The following is a 19,870-nucleotide window of genomic DNA, read 5'->3' on the forward strand; positions in this document are numbered from 1 at the left end:
GAGCCCGTGGTTCCGGGATGGGGGCCGGGTTTGCTCTGCGGAGTGTGACGGTACATCCCGTCCCGGTGTCTCACGGGAAAAGCCCACCCCGGCCACTGGAACGGTAACCCGACTCCGTCCGTTCCTGCCGCCCGGAGTACCGACCTGGCCATTCGCCGCAGATCGGGACGGGGCCGACGGGTATGCTTCCGGGCCGGCGCGAGGGCGGGGCGCCGACGGCCGAGGGCTACGGAACGGGCCGTCCCCGGACCCAGCCGGGAGGCGACGACGCCGGGCCGGAGCGTTCCGGGCGGCCAGACCCGGCCGAGGCACCGCAGCGGAGTGCCGGCGCCGCCACCGCTCCCGGCGCCGCGACGGCCGCCGAGGCGCCGGGAGCGGCCCGCTCGTAGGCGGGCCGGCGACGCCCGCGCCCGAACCGCTGTCCGGGCCAGCAGCCCCAGCCGCGAACAGCGCGAACACCGCTCCGGCGAAGGCGGCCGGGGTCGCCTCGCCCAGGTTCCCCAGCGGCTGGGCGCCACCGCCGCCCCCGGGCGTGGCGAGCGGCCCGCCCGGCAGCGCCGACCACGCCTCCCTGCGACACCCCGGCCGCCTCGTCCGTGACCTGCTCCCCCTTGTCCCACCGGGCCGTCGGAGCGGCGCCGGGACCAGGAGGCCGACACCCGCGTACGACGCCCGGGGCAGCCGAGGTGAACTCCCGGCCGGTACCGCGTGTCGCCCGAGCGCGCGGCACGCCAGGCCCCCCGGACGTACGACACGGGCGTACGTCATCCGGCGGAAGCGGCCCGTGCGCCCGGGACGGACCGGGCGGCTACGCCCCGGCCCGCGTCCCCTCGGCCACCGGCACCAGGAAGCCCTGCTCCACGAGGAGCCGGATCTGCGCGGGTGTCTGGTCGCGCAGGCGCACCGGGTCCTCGCCGATGAGCTGGGCGATGGCGTCGAGGATGCGCCCGGCGCTCAGCGAGCCGTCGCAGACCCCGGCGAAGCCGGCGCCGACCGTGTCGACCTGGGTGGCCCGGCGCATGCCGCGGTGCTGGCGCAGCACCACGTGCTCGGGGTCCTCGGCGCCGGGCAGGCCGATCTGCTCCTGGACGACCTCCGGGGCGAGGGTGAAGTGCCCGGCGAGCAGGGCCGCGTCGTCGTGCGCGCGCAGGTAGTCCTGGCGGGCGAAGTGGGCGCGGACGGTCTCGCCGAGCGGCTGCTCGACGGGGTGCGGCCACTCCTCCACGAGGATCGACGGCTCGGCCGCGTCCCTGCGGCGGAGCGTGATCCAGCCGAAGCCGACCGCCTTGGTGTTCCGCGCCTCGAACTCGTCCAGCCACGCCTCGTACCTGGCCGCGTAGGTCTCCGGGTCGGTGCGGTGGTCCCCGGCGTCCCGCAGCCACAGTTCGGCGTACTGGGTGATGTCCTGCACCTCGCGCTGCACGATCCAGGCGTCGCAGCCCGCGGGCACCCAGGAGCGGAGCCGGTCACTCCACTCCTCCCCGTCGACGTGCTCCCAGTTGGCCAGGAAGTGCGCGTAGCCCCCTTCGTTGAGCCGGTCCCCCGCCTGCTGGACGAGCGTGCGGCACAGTTCGTCCCCGCCCATCCCGCCGTCCCGGTAGGTGAGGCGGGCACCCGGGGAGATGACGAAGGGCGGGTTGGAGACGATCAGGTCGTAGCGGCGTTCGGCGACCGGCTCGAACAGGGAGCCTTCGAGGAGTTCCGCCTCGGGGGCGCCGGAGAGCGCGAGGGTCAGCGCGGTGAAGCGCAGGGCGCGCGGGTTGAGGTCGGTCGCGGTGACCCGGGTGGCGTCGACGGAGGCGTGCAGCGCCTGGATTCCGGAGCCGGTGCCCAGGTCGAGGGCGTCTCCCACGGGGCCGCGCACGGTGAGCCCGGCCAGCGTCGTGGAGGCGCCGCCCACACCGAGGACGACACCCTCGGCGGCGCTGCCGATGCCGCCCGCTCCGCCGACCGCGCAGCCGAGGTCCGAGGCGATGAACCAGTCCTGGCCGTCGGGCCCACCGTAGGGCCGCACGTCGATCACGGCGCGGACCACCTCGCCCCCGGCCTCCCCGGCCGCTTCCCTGCGCAGCCACCGGCCGTCCACGGCGTCGCCGAGCAGTCCGCCGGGCAGCGCCGCCTCGGCCTCTGCCGGGGTGACGGGACGCTGGAGGAGGAAGAGGCGGACCAGTGTGTCGAGCGGGGTCCCGCCCCGGGTCGCGCGCAGCGCGGGCACCGCCTCCGCGCGCGCGAGCGCCGCGTACGCCGGGGCGCCCAGCCGTTCCAGGAGCCCGTCGGCGGTGAAGTCGGCGTCGAGGAAGGCGGTCCGCAGGCGCGGGGCCAGGTCGGAGCGGTCGGTCAGGGGAAGACTGGGGGTACTCACCCGTCCATTGTGAGGGCTGGGGGGCGCCCGCTGCGGCAAGGGGGCCGGGGCGGGGTGGAGACCGGTCCCGGGGCCCGGCGGCCGACGCCGTCAGAACGGTGCGCCCAGCCCGACGGTGCCCGAGCGGCCCGGGGCCCGCCTGCCCCCGAGGGCGTCAAGCACCGTCTGCCCCACGCGTCATGACGGGGCGGGACCTGGCTCTCCGTCCGGCGCGAGGCGAGCGACTCCGCCAAGACCCGAAGCCTTGGGGGAAGCCGCTCGGATACCGCCCGAGGACGTCGCCCGGTGGCGTCCGCTCAGGCCCCCGAGGGCGACGGAGCCGATGACGCCGTGGAGCTCTTGCAGGACGCCTGGTTCTTCATCGCCTCGCCGACCTCGCCGGACTGGAGCTTCTCCAGCGCCTCGTTGCCGTTCTTGCTGATCTTCGACAGCTCGCCGGCGATGTCCTTGAGGCCGTCCGCGAACTCGCCCTGGTCGCCGGTGTCGAGGTCGGCGACCTGCTTCTTCAGGTCGCCGTACGCGGCCGAGATACCGTTGAGCTCCTTCACGGCGTCGTTCTTCGTCTTCTCGCCGTCGTCGACCGGCGGGGCTCCGGCCTTCTTCACCGCGGAACCGATCGCCTTGTAGGCGGCCGACATGTCCCCGAACGCCTTCGAGTCCGTCTTCTGGACATCCTCAGGACTGCTGTTGTCCGAGGTCTGCTCCTGGATCGCGGCGTTGGCGTCCGAGATCTTCTTGGCCTGCGGCTGCACGTCGTCGCAGACCTGCTTGGCCCACGCGTCGAGCTTCTCTTCCTTGTCGTCGCCGCATCCCGTCAGCGCCATCGCCAGTACCGCACCGCCGGACAGTGCGGCTGCGAGCTTCTTGTTCACCGGATTGGTCCCTTCCGTGGCTCTCGGCCCCGGAACTTACACGGCCCCCGGGCACCAACCCTCACGCGAGCGTCCGATACCTGCCCTTTTGAAGCCCTTTGGCCCAAGAGAGACAAGGCTCACGAACCCCGCACTCCTCCACCGGGAACCCTCACGCCGTCAAACTCCGCACATACGAAGGCGGTTGACCGTGCGGCGGGAGGATCACGCAGGTCAGCGGGGGTGCGCAACGGTGCGCGGGCCGGACTCAGGCGAGGATGGCGGTCGGCCAGGACATCCGGATCATCCCGCCGGACTCGCCCGTCTTCACCTGGACGTCGTCGACGAGGCCGCTGATGACGGCGAGCCCCATCTCGTCCTCGCCCTCGGGGTCCTCGGTGACGGGCAGCCCCGCCGTACCGGCCTCGATGTCGGTGGGCACCGCGTGCGGCGCCTCGTCCACCACCTCGATGGAGAACTGCTTCCCGTCCTCGATCAGCCGCACCTGCACCGGCTCGGCCACCTCGTGGAGCTGGTGCAGCCCGACGGCACGGGTGCACGCCTCGCCGACGGCGAGCCGCACCTCGTCGAGGGCCGCGTCCGCCACCCCGGCGCGGCGCGCCATCGCGGCCCCGACCAGACGTGCGGTCCGCACATGCTCGGGCAGCGGGGTGAAACGGAGCTCAACGGTGGCCATGCGTCCCCCTCGGATGTACGGGAGTGCTCTCCGGGAGAACCGGATCACCGAAGTCCGGCGACTCCCGCTGCTGTGGGCCCGAGCCTGCCACGTGCGTGGGTACGACCGACAGCGGGCGCGGCGCACCACGTCCCACGCGCAGCCGCGACCGGGCAGGGGCTCGGACACACCGGACCGGAGCCCTGTACGCGACGCGCGGGCATCGGGCTGACGGCGGGCGGTCGCCACAGCGCACACCCACCGACGGCGGCGCGCACCGGGACGGGCCCGGCGCGCGCTCCACGTCTCAGTCAGTGGCGTCGATGGCCTCTTGGACCGACTGGTGGATCGGGAAGACCTTGGTGAGCCCCGTGATCCGGAAGATCTTGAGGATGCGCTCCTGGTTGCAGACCAGACGCAGGGAGCCCTCGTGGGCCCGCACGCGCTTCAGTCCGCCCACCAGGACACCGAGGCCGGTCGAGTCGAGGAAGTCGACGTTCTCCATGTCGACGACCAGATGGAAATTGCCGTCGTTCACCAGCTCGACCAGCTGCTCCCGCAGCTTGGGCGCGGTGTACACATCGATTTCGCCACCGACCTCGACAACCGTACGATCATCGACGGTGTGGGTCGACAGGGACAGGTCCACGGATCCTCCAGCACCTTGCTATCGAGCGGTCATCCCTCGGGACACCTCGGCTTGATCCCCCGGGACGGTTCGCCAGCCGCGTGGGCATTCAATCACTTACCAGCAGGCGCGCACGACGCCTTCGCTGCATTGTCCTTCACGCCAGTGACAGACTCGGAGCCGATGACCGAGTTCTCCCGGCCGAGCCGTCCCGATCGGGACGCAGCTCCTCGCCCCACGCCTCGCACGGTCCTGGACCGCCTGGTGGCCTCCCGACAGGGCGGCGGCCACGGCTTCTCCGCGCCTGCCGAAGGGGGCCACGAGGGCGGCGGACCGGCCGCGACGCCGGAATCCCGCATCACTCATACGGAGCACCTGCCCCCGCGAGCCGGGCGTCATGCCGTCTGGCCGGACCGGATTCGCCCGCAGGTGATCGCGGCGGTCCAGAAGGCGGGCATCGCCGACCCCTGGGCGCACCAGGCGGCCGTCGCCGAGCACGCGCTCGACGGCCGGTCGGTGATCGTCGCCACCGGTACCGCCTCCGGCAAGTCCCTCGCCTATCTGGTCCCGGTCCTCTCCAGCCTGCTCGACGGCTCCGAGGCCCCCAACGGGCGCGGCGCCACCGCCCTCTACCTCTCGCCCACCAAGGCGCTCGCCGCCGACCAGCTGCGGGCCGTCAAGGACCTCGCCGCCCCGCTCGGCAACGCGGTCCGGCCCGCCGTCTACGACGGCGACACCCCCATCGAGGAGCGCGAATGGGTCCGCCAGTACGCCAACCTCGTCCTCACCAACCCCGACATGCTGCACCGCGGCATCCTGCCGTCCCACCCCCGCTGGTCCTCCTTCCTGCGCGCCCTGCGCTACGTCGTCATCGACGAGAGCCACACCTACCGGGGCGTCTTCGGCTCGCACGTCGCCCAGGTGGTCCGCCGCCTGCGCCGCCTCTGCGCCCGCTACGGCTCCGACCCCGTCTTCCTGCTCGCCTCGGCCACCGCGGCCGAGCCGGCGGTGGCGGCCGGGCGGCTGACCGGACTGCCGGTCACCGCGGTGGACGACGACGCCTCGCCCCGGGGCGAGTTGGTCTTCGCCCTGTGGGAACCGCCGCTGACCGACTACCACGGGGAGAACGGCGCGCCGGTCCGCCGGACGGCCACCGCCGAGACCGCCGGCCTCCTCACCGACCTGGCCGTCCAGTCGGTCCGCACGGTGGCCTTCGTCCGCTCGCGGCGCGGCGCGGAGCTGATCGCGGTCATCGCCCAGGAGCGCCTGGCGGAGATCGACCGGGCCCTGGCCCGCCGGGTCGCGGCGTACCGCGGCGGCTACCTCCCCGAGGAGCGCCGCGCCCTGGAACGCGCCCTGCACTCCGGTGACCTCCTCGGCCTGGCCGCCACCACCGCACTGGAACTCGGCGTCGACGTCTCCGGCCTCGACGCGGTCCTGATCTGCGGTTATCCCGGTACGCGCGCCTCCCTCTGGCAGCAGGCGGGGCGCGCGGGCCGCGCCGGGCAGGGCGCGCTGGCGATCATGGTGGCCCGCGACGATCCGCTGGACACCTATCTCGTCCACCATCCGGAGGCGGTCTTCGACCAGCCGGTGGAGTCCACCGTCCTCGACCCCGACAACCCGTACGTCCTGGCGCCCCACCTGTGCGCGGCAGCCGCCGAACTGCCGCTCACCGAGGGGGACCTCGCCCTCTTCGGCCCGGCCACCCGCGAGCTGCTCCCGCAGCTGGAGGCGGCCAAGCTGCTGCGCCGCCGGGCCCACGGGTGGCACTGGACGCGGCGCGAGTCCGCCGCCGACCTGGCCGACATCCGGGGCGGCGGGGGCAGGCCCGTGCAGATCGTCGAGGCGGGCACCGGCCGGCTGTTGGGGACCGTGGACGCAGCCGCCGCCCACGGGTCGGTCCACACCGGCGCCGTCCACCTCCACCAGGGCCGCACCTACCTCGTCCGCGACCTGGACCTGGAGGACTCGGTGGCGCTGGTGGAGCAGGCCACACCGTCCTACTCGACCACCGCCCGCGACACCACCGCCGTCTCCGTGCTGGAGACCGACGCCGAGATCCCCTGGGGCGCCGGACGGCTCTGCTACGGCTCGGTGGAGGTCACCAACCAGGTGGTCTCCTTCCTCCGCCGCCGCCTGGTCACCGGCGAGGTCCTCGGCGAGACCAAGCTCGACCTGCCGCCCCGCACCCTGCGCACCCGGGCCGTGTGGTGGACGGTCACCGAGGACCAGCTCGACGCCGCCCGGGTCAACCCTGAGCAGCTCGGCGGGGCCCTGCACGCCGCCGAGCACGCCTCGATCGGCATGCTCCCGCTCTTCGCGACCTGCGACCGCCGCGACATCGGCGGCGTCTCCCTGCCGGTCCACCCGGACACCCTCCTCCCCACGGTCTTCGTCTACGACGGCCACCCGGGCGGCGCCGGGTTCGCCGAACGGGGCTTCCACACCGCCCGCGAGTGGCTCACCGCCACCCGCGAGGCCATCGCCGCCTGCGAGTGCGACGCGGGCTGCCCCTCCTGCGTCCAGTCGCCCAAGTGCGGCAACGGCAACGAGCCGCTCCACAAGCGGGCCGCCCTCAGGCTGCTCACGGTGCTGCTCCAGGGGGCCCCGCCCGCGCCCTGACCCGGACCGCGAACGGCCCCGCCCCCGCCTCGGCCGTCACGTCGGACACCTCCCCACGCAGGGCGCACCGCACCACCTCGGCCCCCTGCGCGACTGCCACCCGCCGGGCCCGCGCACAGGCCCCCCGCTCCCCTTCACTCCAGTGGTCGGCCGCCGCGAGCGCGGCGAGATCGGCCACGCCGCCCGCCTGATGGCGTACGGCGACGGCATGCCCCATCGCCAGCAGCACCGCGAACACGGCACCGAGAGCGGCCGAGGCGACGGCCGCCCAGACGGTGGCGGCGCCCCGGTCGGAGCGGGCCGCACGCCCGCTGGGGCAAAGGGGCTCGGGCCTCGCCCCGGCGGCACCCGGCGCGCTGGTACGGGCGGCCGGCGAAGCGGCGGGGCTCGGTGGATCGCGCCTGGCCGGAGGGCGCGGTCGGGCTGGTGGCACCGGGCGGTGCGCGTGAGGCTCCCTTCGCGGCCGTTCCGGCTCGCGGCCTGCCGCGGCAGGCCGCCGTACGGGTCGGAACGGTGCGAGGAGAGGCGTGTCGGCCCCAGTGGACGGGGGGCCCGGCGGCCTCCCGCGACGGCTGTGGTTCATCCTTCCGCGCCCTTCCCGGTACCGCCCCGGGCCGAGGTGGTCGAGATCTCCGCTGATGCCGGTGACTCCGCCGGCGCCGGTGACTGCGGTGCGGCGGTCGCCGTAGCTCCGTTCCCGTTGACGCCGTCCTCCGGCTCGCGATCCCGATCCGGCTCCGCCCCTTCCCCCGCGCCGGCGGGCCCGGCGCCACCTGCCTCGGCGTCTGGAGCGGGCGGCCCGTCGGCGGGGCCGTCCGCTCCCACCGTCTCCTCGGCCAGTGCCACGGCCCGCGCGTGCAGGCCGATCGTCAGCGCGCCCAGGCCGGGCGTTCTGGCCCGCACCTCGACCTGGACCAGGTCGCCGGTACGGCCGACCGTCACCTCGGCTCCGCCGGGCGCCGCCAGGAGCGCGGCCTCGACGACCGCGGCGGGCGGGTCCTGCCGGGCCGCGGCGCGGGCACCGGCCCGCGCCGCGTCCACGCACTGGATGTGGGCGGCAACCGCCAGCAGGGCCCAGACCAGCGCCAGCAGGAACACCACCAGCATCGGCAGCACGACCGCGGCCTCGGCGGTCACCGCCCCACGCTGGCCGTCCCTGGGCGAGCCGTCACCGCAGCGCCGGTACCGGCCGGGCGCACGCCCGCCGACGCCCCGGGCCCACCGCCACCCGGCTCGGCCCCCCGGCGGCCCCGCCCCGTCAGAACGGCGCATCGAGGGCCTTCTCCACCGCCGACTGCAAAGCGGACGCCACCGCACCACCCGTGACGATCTTGTACAGCACCCCGGCGAAGGCCACCGCCGCCAGCAGGGCCATCGCGTACTCCGACGTGGCCATACCGGCGTCCCGGCGCCCCCGCGCCCGCGCCGACCGCCGTCGGTGCCGCCGGGTGCCCTCGTCCCCGCGCGACCCCGGCCGGCGCCCCGCCATGCCCCGGGTCCCGAAGCCGTCGGCCTGGCTCCAAGACCGGCCGCGTGCTCCTGGCCCCGGCACCTCGTCGGCCGGGACCACGACCAGCCGCACCGGTACCGCCTCGGCCGACTCCGGCGCCCCGGGCCGACGCCCGGCCGCCTGACCGCACCGGGCCCGCTCCTGAGCGCGCACCCGCGCCAGGGCCTTCCCCGGCACGGGAACCGGCAGAGCCGAGGGCGCCCCCGTCGACGCCTTCACTCCGCCTCGGGGCAGCGCCCCGGCCACCAGCTCGCCCGGACCCCGTGCTTCCGCTGCCGACGTGACCCCCTCGTGCGGCCGATCCCCTGTCCCAGGAGCCGTTCCCAGCCCACCGGGCACGATCGCCCCTTCCGCAGCCGAACCCTTCACCTCGTAACCGCTCATCCCAGAACCGGGCATCCCGGAACCGCTCATCTCGGAACTCCTCACGTCAGCACCCCTTCATGTCGGAAACCGTGCGCATCCTCGGCAGGGCCGTCCTGCCGCTCCTCACCGCCGACCGAACCCGCCGGCGGAACTCAGCCCCGCCCCCGGGGGCGGCCCCCGGGCGTCACAGGCACCCCAGCTCGTCACGTCAGCCACTGCCCCTCAGCAGCCCGCTCGCCAGGCCGATCACCACGGGAGCCACCCCGAGTGTGAGGAAGGCGGGCAGGAAGCAGAGCCCCACCGGCGCGGTCACCGCGACGGCCGCCCGCCGGGCGCGTTCGGTGGCCGCCCGGTTCCAGTCGGCCCGTGCCTCGGCGGCGATCCGGGCCAGCGGCTCGGCCGCCGGGGCGCCGGAGGCCGCAGCGCGGCCCAGGCAGCGGGCCAGCGTTGAGGCCCCCGGTACCTTCGCGACGTGGCGCCATGCCGCCTCCGGGTCCCCGCCCAGCCGGACGTCGGCGGCGGCCCGCGCGAGCCCCCGGCCCACGGGCCCGCCGACCGAGGCGCCGACGGCACGCGCCGCCTCCACCGGCCCCGCCCCGGCTGCGACACAGGCGGCGACCAGGTCGGCGGCAAGCGGAAGCCGGGCGTCCGTCGCCGGGCGAGCCGCGCCCCGCAGCCACGTCGGCAGCCTCGACGGCCGCCGTTCCGGACCCGCCGCCCGTCCGGGGACCCGTCCTGTCGAACCACGCCGCTCCACGCACCGGTGGACCCACCAGCCGGCAGCACCACCCGCGAGCACCTCCGGCGCCCCGCCGCCGACGAGCCACCCGGCGGCGCTCCCGGCGAGCACCCACGCCCCAGAGGGCCGCCGTTCGGTCCATGCCCGCACCGGCGACGGCCCGCTGGGCGGCACCGCTCCGTACAGCCCGCGCCAGCGTGTCCGCGTCGCCCGGCGCGCCCTGACCGCCGTGCCCCAGCCCGCCAGCAGCACCAGCACCCACAGCGCCACCCCCAGCCTGTGGAAAACCTCGGCGCTCATCGCGGCACCCCCGCCCGGCGCACGATCCCCAGCGCCCACCACAGCCCACACGCCTCCAGGACCGCGCCCAGGAGGAGACAGGCCAGCCCTGCCGGCGTGTGCAGCAGCACCCGGAGCGGGTCGGCCCCCATCGCCCAGCCCAGAGCCAGGCCGAGCAGCGGCAGCGCCGCCAGCATCAGCACCGTCGACCGGGCCCCGGCCAACTGCGCCGCCAGGTCGGCCGCCTGGTCCCGCTCGGCCCGCAGCGCCGCCGCCAGCCGTTCGACACCGGCCGCCAGGCCCGCGCCCCGGTCGACCGCCACCTCCCAGCAGGCAGCGAGCCCCGAGAGCCCTTCGGCGCCGGGCTCCCCCGAGGCCTCCCGCAGCGCGCCCGCGACCTCCCCGCCGAACCGTGCGGCCGCCGTCACTCCGGCCTCGGCCCCGCCGAGCCCCCGAGCCTCGCCGACCGCGTGCAGCAGAGCCGCCACCGGCTGACGTCCCGACCGCACCTCCTGGGCGAGGGCTCCGCACAGCTCCCGGACCGCCTCGGCCCGCCGCTCACGGGCCCGCGCCGCCGCCCGTGCCGCCAGCCTCCGCCGTACCACCGGTACCGCCGCGCACCCGGCCACCAGGGGCAGGACCGACTGGCCCGCAGCGGCCAGCAGCGCCCCGGCCACCAGGCAGACCCGTTCGGGCCGGGCGGCGGCCCGGCGCCGTAACGCCTCCGCCGTCCAGCGGCTCTCCGCGACCGGCACGCCCGCGATGCGGGCGGCCCGGCTCCGCAGTCCTGCCCGCCCGCGGGCCCCTCGCATGAACGCCTGCGCGCCCCAGAGCAGTCCGCCCACCGCACCCGTCACACCCGCGCTCACCACCGCGCCTCCCACCCGTGCGCATCCGGACCGCCACGTCCCAGCAACTCCCGCAGCCTCGGCCACCCCTTCTCCTCGGCGAACCCGCCCGCGCCCCAGCGCAGCGCCGGGACCGTCACCACGAGGCCCGTCGCGTCCCTGGCCAGCACGTGGACCTCGGCCAGGCGCCGTCGGCCGGCCCGGTCCCGGGCCAGGTGCAGGACGAGGGAGAGGGCAGCCGCGACCTGGCTGTGGAGAGCGGCCCGGTCCAGCCCGGCCGCCGTACCCAGCGCCTCCAGACGGGCCGGGACGTCCGCCGCGGCGTTGGCGTGCACCGTTCCCGCGCCGCCCTGGTGGCCGGTGTTGAGGGCGGCCAGGAGGTGCAGGACCTCGGCGCCGCGGACCTCGCCGACCACCAGCCGGTCCGGGCGCATCCGCAGTGCCTGGCGGACCAGGTCGTCGAGGGCCACGGCGCCCCGGCCCTCCTGATTGGCGGGCCGGGTCTCCAGCCGGACGACGTGCGGATGGTCCGGGCGCAGCTCCGCCGAGTCCTCGGCCAGGACGATCCGCTCCGCCGGGCCGGCCATCCCGAGCAGCGCCGAGAGCAGGGTCGTCTTGCCGCTGCCGGTCCCGCCGCTGATGAGGAAGGAGAGCCGGGCCTCGACCAGCGCCGCCACCAGGCGGTCACCGCCCGGCGGCAGGGTCCCCGCCGCCACCAGTTCGGCGAGCGTGAACGCCCGGGGGCGTACCACCCGCAAGGACAGGCAGGTGCAGCCGACGGCGACCGGCGGCAGGACGGCGTGCAGACGGGTGCCGTCGGGGAGCCGCGCGTCCACCCACGGCCGGGCGTCGTCCAGCCGCCGCCCCGCTACCGCCGCCAGCCGCCGGGCCAGTCCGCGCACCGCCTCGGCGTCGGCGAACCGCACCCCGCTCAGCTCCAGCCCCGCGCCCCGGTCGACCCACACCCGGTCAGGTGCCGAGACCAGGACGTCGGTGACCTCCGGATCGGCGAGCAGTGGTTCGAGCGGGCCGGCCCCGGCGATCTCCGAGCGCAGCCGGGCCGCCGTCCGCAGCACTTCGGCACCGCCCAGCATCCGGCCCTGTTCGCGCAGCGCCTGGGCGACCCGTGCCTCGGTGGGTTCCGCGCCTTGCTCGGCGAGGTGGCGCCGGACGGCGTCCAGCAGTCCCGCCTCCGCAGCCACCGCGCTCATGCGGCCACGCTCCCGGGAGCCGGGACCCACGCCCCGCCGAGCGTGGTCCGAAGCAGGTCTCCCCGGCGGGCAGGCTCTTCCTGGGCCCCTGTCTCCGCCTCGCCCTCCGGTGCCGGACTCGCGGCGCGGCCCCACAGCTCGCGGCAGAACCGCGCCAGCGGGCCACGCGGCCCGCTGCCGGGCGGCGTGCCGGTCTCCTGCGCCTCGACGGCGGCGGTGTCGTGCGGCACCACCCCGGCGAGGGGCAGGCCCAGCAGCCCGGCGACCGAGTCGGGCGCCAGCCCTCGGCCGGGCGTACCCGTGGGCCGGACGGCGACCCGCAGGTCCCGTACCTCAGGGGCGAGCACCGCGGCCATGCGCCGGGCCGCCGCCACCGCGCGCAGCTCCGCAGGGACGACGAGCAGCGCCAGATCGAGCTGGGCCAGCGCCTCGGCCACCTCCCCGCCGGCCCGGCGCGGCAGGTCCACGACGACCGTGCCCCCGCCTCGCCGGGCCGCGCCGAGCACCGCCCGTACCGCTTCCGGCGGGACGGCGGCGGTGTCGCTCCGGTCCCAGCTGAGCAGCCGCAGGCCGTGCATCTCGGGCAGCGCCTCCTCCAGCGCCCGGCGCGCCACTCTGCCCCGGGACCGGGCGAACGCCGGCCAGCGCAACCCCTCGGCCTGTTCGCCACCGAGCAGCACGTCGAGCCCGCCGCCCAGCGGATCGGCGTCGACCAGGACGGTGCGGCTGCCACCGGCCGCCGCCGTCACGGCCAGCGCGCACGCCAGCGTCGACGCACCCGCCCCGCCGCGCCCGCCGACGACCCCGACGGTGCGGGCGCTGCGTCCGGCCCCCTCGACCACGTCGGCGATCCGGTCCACCAGCCACGCCTCGGCGTCGGGCAGCCGCAGCACATGTTCGGCGCCGACCCCGACCGCCCGCTGCCAGACGGCCGGCTCGCCCTGGCCCCGCCCGACGAGGAGCACGCCCGGCCGGCGTGGGGCCCCCGCCACCCGCGCCGCCGCGTCGTCCCCGATCAGCACCAGCGGCGCGGCCTCCCACTCCCCCCGCCGCTCAGGCAGCCCGTGGAGGACGAGCGGCCGTGCCCCGGCGGCGGCGCACAGCCGCAGCAGGTCGTCCAGGAGTACGGGGTCCTCGGTCACGATGAGCGGCCCCGCCGACCCACCGGGAGCACCAGGCCCCCCACCCACCTCCCCGGAACTCGCGCCGCCGCCGACGCCAAGGCGCTCACCCCTTCCCGGTCCCGTCTCCCGCGCCATGCCTTCGCCCTCTCCTCGCCTGCCAGCCATCGCCATGCCCCTTCCTCCTCGTCCCGCCTCACGGGCTCGTCCCGACTCCGCGCACGCACTCCTCCGCACCCGGGGCCCGTCCCATGCGTGCCAGTTCGCGCCACGCCCCCTGCCGGCGCCCCCAAGCCACCGCTCGCCCACGCCCACGCTCATCCGCTCTGTCGCCACTTCTCCGTCGCCTTTCCTCTCCGACCCTCCGGCCGTCCGTCTCCGTGCAGCGGGACGCGCGTCCATCGCGCCGCGCCCCGGCGGGCGTGACCGGACCGCTCGCCGGCATGCCCGCCGGGCCAGTGGTCCGCTTCCGGCCACGAGGTGATTCGCGGCATCCGGGACCCTGGCGGGGAATCGGCGGAACGGCTGACTCCCCTTGGCCGAAAGTCGGCACACTCGGTCGCGTTCGCGCAGAACTCGCTCCAGCGCCGACACGAACTCAGGGCCAAGTCACGTGAACTCGCGCCCGAACTCAGGTCACGGCATTCACCTTGCAGAAGCTTGGAAAATGATGTGGATCTTGGTCGAAAACCGTGGACTACTCGGAGGTTGTGAATAACTCCGTCACCCGGACGAGAACCGTCGGCCGGGAACTTCCGGAGAAGCGCGGAAGGGAGGGGTCGAGATCTCCATGAACATGACGGAAGAACTCCTCAACCGCGCACCCTCAGCCGGTAGTGGCGAGGCGGGAGGAGACAAGAGTGACGAACCCGAGCATGTCGTCCGGAGCCCGCCATCCTGACGGTGCGTAATCGAACGCCGGGAAGGGCGGGCCTATGCCGAAGGCGCCTCGCGCGGCTCGCGCTAGGCGCCTTCGGTGGGTCCAGGCCCGTGAAACGCACCCGGACATGCGACGACCCCCGCCGGGGGGGAGAGCGGGGGTCGTCCCCACGGCCGACTCGGGGGGGGGGAGGAGCCGGACCGGGGTAGCACGGTCGCGAACGATCCGTGACTTCCATGGTGTACCCGAGGGCCTTCTCAGGCAAACCCACGCGCCACACCTTACGCCGAATGGTGGGCGCCTATGCTCGACCCCGTGGAAAACCGCTCCTTGCCCCGCACCGCAGCCTTCTTCGACCTGGACAAGACGGTCATTGCGAAGTCGAGCACGCTCACCTTCAGCAAGTCCTTCTACCAAGGCGGCCTCATCAACCGCCGCGCCGTACTGCGCACCGCGTACACACAGTTCGTGTTCCTCGCGGGCGGCGCCGACCACGATCAGATGGAGCGCATGCGCTCCTATCTGTCGGCCCTCTGCCGTGGCTGGAATGTGCGGCAGGTGAAGGAGATCGTCGCGGAGACCCTGCACGATCTGATCGACCCCATCATCTACGACGAGGCCGCCTCCCTGATCGAGGAACACCACGCCGCCGGTCGGGACGTGGTGATCGTGTCGACCTCGGGCGCGGAGGTGGTCGAGCCCATCGGCGAGCTGCTCGGCGCCGACCGCGTGGTGGCCACCCGCATGGTGGTGGGCGAGGACGGCTGCTACACGGGTGACGTGGAGTACTACGCCTACGGACCGACCAAGGCGGAGGCCGTGCGCGAACTGGCCGAGAGCGAGGGGTACGACCTGGCGCGCTGCTACGCGTACAGCGACTCGGCGACCGACCTGCCGATGCTGGAGGCGGTCGGCCACCCGCACGCGGTCAATCCGGACCGGACGCTCCGCAAGGAGGCGGTGGCCCGCGAGTGGCCGGTTCTCGACTTCCACCGGCCGGTCCGCCTCAAGCAGCGCATCCCCTCCCTCTCCCGGGCGCCGCGGCCGGCGCTGGTCGCCGCGGCGGCCGTCGGCGCGGCCGCCGTCACCGCGGGGGTCGTCTGGCTGACCGCCCGCTCCCGGCGGGGTTCGGCCGCCGCCTGAGGGGCCCGCGCCCGCGGTCGCCGGAAGAAGCGGCTGCCCGGGTTTCGCTTCAGCGCCAGGAGGAGTACAAAGGAAGTGACGGCCCGCGAGACCAGGGACATCCGAGAGGACGACCTTTCACGCAAGGCCCCACGGACCGCACAGGACCGCCGAGTACCCACGCCACGCAGGACCCGACGAATCGGGTAGGCCGTTCCGGGCAACGGACAAAGACTCCGGCCGGGCGGCACATCGCGAGGGACGCTTGGTCACCCGACGGCCTGCGAAGCAGCGGTACGCGTACGCGTACCGCTGCTTCTCCGTTCCGGGGGTCCGCAGCGGCCGGTCAGGCGGCGCCGCGCTGAAGCGCCTCGCAGACGGCGGTGGATTCGCGGGCGCCCAGTTCGAGGGCCTTGCCGCAGTGGGTGATCCAGGCGGCCATCCCCTCGGGCGTCCCGGAGACGTAACCGTCGAGGGCGGCGACGTAGGCGGCCCGTCCCAGCTCCGCGTGGCCGACCTCGGCCGGGCAGATGGACTTGGGGTCGAGGCCACTGCCGACCAGCACGATGCGCTCGGCGGCCCGCGCGATCAGGCCGTTGTGCGAGGTGAAGGGGCGCAGCGCCAGCAGTTCGCCGTGCACGACGGCGGCGGTGACCAGCGCGGGAGCGGCGGAACCGGCGAGGAGCAGCGAGTTGAGTCCGTCGAGGCGTCCCGCGACCTCGTCCGCGTCGGGCTGCGCCAGCTCGATCAGCGGCTCGTCGGCGCGCTCCCCCGCCTTGCGGGGACGGCCGACCGTGTCGTCGCTGTCGGCGGCAGCGACGAGATGGAGCCGGGCGAGGACCCGCAGCGGCGACTGGCGCCAGATGGACAGGAGTTGCCCCGCCTCGGCGGTCAGCCGCAACGCCGCACCGACGGTCCGGTCCTCGCCGAGGCTGAAGTCGCTGCGGCGGCGCAGTTCCTCCAGGGCCCAGTCGGCGCCCGCGAGCGCGGCGGAGGCGCGGGCTCCGCGCAGCGCCGCCTCCGAGGTGATCTCCGTGCTGCGGCGGCGCATGACCCGGTGGCCGTAGACGCGGTCGACGGACTTGCGCACGGATTCCACGGCTTCGGGCACCCCGGACAGCTCACCGAGCGCGACCAGGGGGTCGGCCGATCCTGCGGCGGGCGTGGGGCCTGCGGACGCACGTGACGTACTCATGGGTACGACAGTACGCAACGCGCACCGCCACCCCACGATGGAGTGGTCTTCCTCACCGCAGCTCGACACGCGGTGCGCCTGCCGCACTACGCTAGGTGAACATGAAGATCGGTTTCGTTGGGAAGGGCGGCAGCGGCAAGACCACGCTGTCCTCCCTGTTCATCCGCCACCTGGCCACCACCGGCGCGCCCGTCGTCGCCGTGGACGCCGACATCAACCAGCACCTCGGCCCCGCTCTCGGACTGGACGACGCCGAGGCCGCCGCGCTGCCCCCGATGGGCGGCCACCTACCGCTCATCAAGGAGTACCTGCGCGGCGACAACCCCCGCATCACCTCCGCCGAGACCATGATCAAGACCACCCCGCCGGGCCGCGGCTCCCGCCTGCTGCGGGTGGACGAGGAGAATCCCCTCTACGCGGCCTGCGCCCGTCCGGTGCGGCTGGACGGCGGCGAGGTCCGGCTGATGGCGACCGGCCCGTTCACCGAATCGGACCTCGGGGTGGCCTGCTACCACTCCAAGGTCGGCGCGGTGGAGCTCTGCCTCAACCACCTGGTCGACGGCGCCGGCGAGTACGTGGTGGTGGACATGACGGCGGGGTCGGACTCGTTCGCCTCGGGCATGTTCACCCGCTTCGACATGACCTTCCTGGTCGCCGAGCCGACCCGCAAGGGCGTGTCGGTGTACCGCCAGTACCGCGAGTACGCCCGGGACTACGGCGTCGCCCTGCGCGTCGTCGGCAACAAGGTGCAGGGCCCGGACGACCTGGAGTTCCTGCGCGCGGAGGTCGGCGACGACCTGCTGGTGACGGTGGGGCACTCGAACTGGGTCCGGGCGATGGAGAAGGGGCGTCCGCCGCACTTCGGCGCGCTGGAGGCGGAGAACCGCGCCGCGCTGGAGACGCTGCTGGCCACCGCGGACGCGGCGTACGGGCAGCGCGACTGGGAGCGGTACACCCGGCAGATGGTCCACTTCCACCGGAAGAACGCGGAGAGCTGGGGGAACGAGCGGACCGGGGCCGACCTGGCCGCGCAGATCGACCCCGAGTTCACCCTCAGCGAGGACACCGTCCTCGCCCTGCCCGGCTGACCGGCGGGCAGGCCCGGTCGTGCGCACCCGGCGGACCCTCGTCGCGTACGACCAGGGTCCGCCTGAGCCGCCCCGGGCACGGGCCCGGCTACGCGCCCTCGGCCCGGTCCTTGCCGGAGCCGCCGGACTTGGCCGGCGCGGCCGGGGCCTTCGCCGGGAACTTCTCCCACCCCTCCGTGGGCTCCTTGCCGACCTTCAGGTCGCGGAGCCGGGCGAGGACCTCCGGGTCCTGGGCGTCCAGCCAGTCGACGAGCTGGCGGAAGGAGACACAGCGCGTCTCGGGCTTGGCGCAGACGTGCTCGATCGTTTCCTCGATGGCGCGCATGTAGGTGCCGCCGTTCCAGGACTCGAAGTGGTTGCCGATGATCAGCGGCGCCCGGTTGCCCTGGTAGGCGCGGTCGTACGCCTGGATCAGGCCGTCACGCAGCTGGTCGCCCCAGGTGTCGTGCATGGCCGGGTCGCCCTGGGTGGCGGTCCCGGACTGGTTGACCATGAAGTTGTAGTCCATGGAGAGCGTCTCGAAATCGCGCCCGGGCAACGGCACGAGCTGGAGCGGGATGTCCCACAGCCCCTCCTTCCTGCCGGGCCAGACCTGGTTGCCGACCCCGCTGGAGTCGTACCGGAAGCCGAGGTCGGCGGCGGCCTTGACGAAGTTCTCCTGGCCTTCGAGGCAGGGGGTGCGGGCGCCGATCAGCTCCTTGTCGTAGTCGAAGGGGAGCGGTTCGGCCTCCTTGAGGCCGCTGTGCGACTTCCAGGTCTTGACGAAGCTCTTGGCCTGGGCGATCTCGCTCTTCCACTCACCGACGGACCAGGTGCCGACCCCGCCCTCGGGACCGCAGAAGTGCCCGTTGAAGTGGGTACCGATCTCGTTGCCCTCCAGCCACGCGCCGCGGACCTCGCGGACGGTGTCGGCGATGCCCTCGCGGTCGTTGAAGCCGATGTCGGAACGGCCCGGACCGTGCTGCGGCGCCTGGTACTTCTCCTTCAGCTCCTCCGGCAGCAGATAGACGCCGCTGAGGAAGTAGGTCATGGTCGCGTTGTTGGCCTTGCCGACCTTGCGGAAGTGCGAGAACAGCTTCTGACTGTCCTCGCCGGCGCCGTCCCACGAGAAGACGACGAACTGCGGCGGCTTCTGGCCGGGCTTCAGCCGCTGGGGGCGCGGCTGGAGCGGCTGGGCGCCGGTGTGGGCGGTGGAGCCGTCGCCGATGAGACGTACGGCGTTCTCCGGAGCCGGGGCGGGGGTCGCCTTGCCGCCGGGTTCCCGTCCGGCGCCGGTACCGCGCTCCGTACCGCAGCCCGCCAGCCCCGCCGCGCAGACCGCTGCGGTGACGATGCCGACGGTGATCCTCCTGGTGGCGGCCATCTCGGCACACCTCTTCCTTGGGTCGGGGTCTCCGGCTCGCCCGCGCTCGTCCGGCGCGCCGCCGGGGAGGGTTCCGACCCCGGGGCCGCCGGGACCTCCAGGCCCAGCCGCATGCGCCGTCAAGGTCGCACGGGCAGGTTCCGGCCAAGCCATGACAAGGCCGCATATAAGCCCACTATTCGCTCTCGCGGGTGAATCAATCCCCCATTTACGGCTTTTGCCCTACCCTTCTCTTTACTCTGCATTACGATTCGTTTGCTCAGAGTTGATCGATGCGTGAGTCAGACCCCGGCGTCGTCGCCCGCACCGCGACACCGTTCCGCGCCACGGACCCCACCCCGCCTCCCTCAGCCACTGCCCGTCCGGGGCCGGCCCGCACCCACCCCGGAGCCCAGGACACGGTCCGGCGGCCGGCGGTGGTGGTCCGCAGCGTTTCCCCCGCCCCATGCCTCCCGGCCGCGCCCGGGGCGCCGGGGCGAGGCCGGCGCCGCCCGAGGTGGGCGGTCGTCACACGGGTTCCGCCCGGCTGGGTCGCCGGGCGGCCGTACCAGGGGTCACAGGCCGGCTCCGGTCCCCATCCAGGGGCCGGAGATCCTCAGCGCCGGGGCGGGCGGTCCGCTCCCGGCACCACCACAGGACACGTACGAGCGCGCCCGAGGGCTCCGGACCGGCACTCATGGTCCTGCCCACCAGCACCCGCCCTCGGCGTACCGCGGCGACGGCGGAATCCGGCGGCGGTCAGCGCTCGGTGGCCGGACGGGCGGCACGCGCGCGCAGCGGCGGGGGGACGACAGCACAGGTGGAGCGACGACACCGGCGGCGCGGCGGCCCCATCCCCCCGGCCGGCGGCGCGGCAACACGCCGGCACACGACAGGAACCGACGACATGGAGACAGGCGGTAGCAGCGACCGATGAACGACCAGTACGAACCGGGGCCCAGCCCCTCATCCGGCCGACGGCCCCCACCCGGGCCCGGCGCGGACGCCACGCCGAGGACGGCACCAC

The 19,870-nt window shown here is 74.8% G+C and carries 16 protein-coding genes; 3 read left to right on the plus strand and 13 right to left on the minus strand.

Annotation, left to right across the window (positions count from 1 at the left end; all coding sequences use genetic code 11):
- Positions 1-808: 808 nt before the first annotated feature.
- The 4 genes from ACSLIC_RS11490 to ACSLIC_RS11505 form a co-directional block, all read right to left on the minus strand.
- A complete protein-coding gene (locus ACSLIC_RS11490) occupies positions 809-2,362 on the minus strand; it encodes a DUF7059 domain-containing protein (RefSeq protein ID WP_436737578.1) in 1,554 nt (517 codons plus the stop codon).
- Between the two features lie 296 nt (positions 2,363-2,658).
- Positions 2,659-3,234 (minus strand): small secreted protein, encoded by a 576-nt coding sequence (locus ACSLIC_RS11495; protein WP_436737579.1) that lies wholly within the window; start codon positions 3,232-3,234, stop codon positions 2,659-2,661.
- A 247-nt stretch (positions 3,235-3,481) separates the two neighbouring features.
- Positions 3,482-3,910, minus strand: a complete 429-nt coding sequence (locus ACSLIC_RS11500; protein WP_436737580.1) for an ATP-binding protein — start codon at positions 3,908-3,910, stop codon at positions 3,482-3,484.
- Between the two features lie 286 nt (positions 3,911-4,196).
- Positions 4,197-4,538, minus strand: a complete 342-nt coding sequence (locus ACSLIC_RS11505; protein WP_436737581.1) for an STAS domain-containing protein — start codon at positions 4,536-4,538, stop codon at positions 4,197-4,199.
- 162 nt (positions 4,539-4,700) lie between these two features.
- Between ACSLIC_RS11505 and ACSLIC_RS11510 the strand changes: the two genes are divergently transcribed.
- Complete coding sequence (locus ACSLIC_RS11510) at positions 4,701-7,142, plus strand: DEAD/DEAH box helicase (protein WP_436737582.1); 2,442 nt, start codon at positions 4,701-4,703, stop codon at positions 7,140-7,142.
- Here the strand turns inward: ACSLIC_RS11510 and ACSLIC_RS11515 are convergent.
- The 7 genes from ACSLIC_RS11515 to ssd form a co-directional block, all read right to left on the minus strand.
- On the minus strand, positions 7,105-7,575 hold the full coding sequence (locus tag ACSLIC_RS11515) for an Rv3654c family TadE-like protein (protein WP_436737583.1): 471 nt from the start codon (positions 7,573-7,575) through the stop codon (positions 7,105-7,107). The genes ACSLIC_RS11510 and ACSLIC_RS11515 overlap by 38 nt on opposite strands.
- A 146-nt stretch (positions 7,576-7,721) precedes the next feature.
- The gene (locus ACSLIC_RS11520; protein WP_436737584.1) at positions 7,722-8,279 is read right to left on the minus strand and encodes a TadE family type IV pilus minor pilin; all 558 of its coding nucleotides are present in this window, start codon (positions 8,277-8,279) and stop codon (positions 7,722-7,724) included.
- 121 nt (positions 8,280-8,400) lie between these two features.
- Positions 8,401-8,538 (minus strand): DUF4244 domain-containing protein, encoded by a 138-nt coding sequence (locus ACSLIC_RS11525; protein ID WP_229831569.1) that lies wholly within the window; start codon positions 8,536-8,538, stop codon positions 8,401-8,403.
- 688 nt (positions 8,539-9,226) lie between these two features.
- Positions 9,227-10,057 (minus strand): type II secretion system F family protein, encoded by an 831-nt coding sequence (locus ACSLIC_RS11530; RefSeq protein WP_436737585.1) that lies wholly within the window; start codon positions 10,055-10,057, stop codon positions 9,227-9,229.
- Complete coding sequence (locus tag ACSLIC_RS11535) at positions 10,054-10,905, minus strand: type II secretion system F family protein (protein ID WP_436737586.1); 852 nt, start codon at positions 10,903-10,905, stop codon at positions 10,054-10,056. The genes ACSLIC_RS11530 and ACSLIC_RS11535 overlap by 4 nt, the downstream gene beginning before the upstream one ends.
- Positions 10,902-12,095: a TadA family conjugal transfer-associated ATPase gene (locus tag ACSLIC_RS11540; RefSeq protein WP_436737587.1), complete on the minus strand. Its 1,194-nt coding sequence runs from the start codon at positions 12,093-12,095 to the stop codon at positions 10,902-10,904. Before ACSLIC_RS11540 ends, ACSLIC_RS11535 begins: the two co-directional genes overlap by 4 nt.
- Positions 12,092-13,354, minus strand: coding sequence for a septum site-determining protein Ssd (ssd, locus tag ACSLIC_RS11545; RefSeq protein ID WP_436737588.1), 1,263 nt, complete (start codon positions 13,352-13,354; stop codon positions 12,092-12,094). The genes ACSLIC_RS11540 and ssd overlap by 4 nt, the downstream gene beginning before the upstream one ends.
- A gap of 1,045 nt (positions 13,355-14,399) precedes the next feature.
- Between ssd and ACSLIC_RS11550 the strand changes: the two genes are divergently transcribed.
- Positions 14,400-15,239, plus strand: coding sequence for an HAD family hydrolase (locus ACSLIC_RS11550; RefSeq protein ID WP_436737589.1), 840 nt, complete (start codon positions 14,400-14,402; stop codon positions 15,237-15,239).
- A 325-nt stretch (positions 15,240-15,564) separates the two neighbouring features.
- Here ACSLIC_RS11550 and ACSLIC_RS11555 read toward each other — a convergent pair whose 3' ends face one another.
- Positions 15,565-16,413 (minus strand): oxidoreductase, encoded by an 849-nt coding sequence (locus ACSLIC_RS11555; protein ID WP_436737590.1) that lies wholly within the window; start codon positions 16,411-16,413, stop codon positions 15,565-15,567.
- Positions 16,414-16,514: 101 nt separating this feature from the next.
- Here ACSLIC_RS11555 and ACSLIC_RS11560 point away from each other — a divergent pair, with 101 nt between their 5' ends.
- Positions 16,515-17,501 carry an ATP-binding protein gene (locus tag ACSLIC_RS11560; RefSeq protein ID WP_436737591.1) on the plus strand — a complete coding sequence of 329 codons (987 nt, stop codon included), beginning with the start codon at positions 16,515-16,517 and terminating at the stop codon, positions 17,499-17,501.
- A gap of 88 nt (positions 17,502-17,589) precedes the next feature.
- Here the strand turns inward: ACSLIC_RS11560 and ACSLIC_RS11565 are convergent, their stop codons facing one another.
- A complete protein-coding gene (locus ACSLIC_RS11565; protein ID WP_436737592.1) occupies positions 17,590-18,864 on the minus strand; it encodes a hypothetical protein in 1,275 nt (424 codons plus the stop codon).
- Between the last annotated feature and the right edge of the window lie 1,006 nt (positions 18,865-19,870).

This window comes from Streptomyces sp. BBFR102, from assembly GCF_051397025.1.
Classification (GTDB): Bacteria; Actinomycetota; Actinomycetes; order Streptomycetales; family Streptomycetaceae; genus Streptomyces.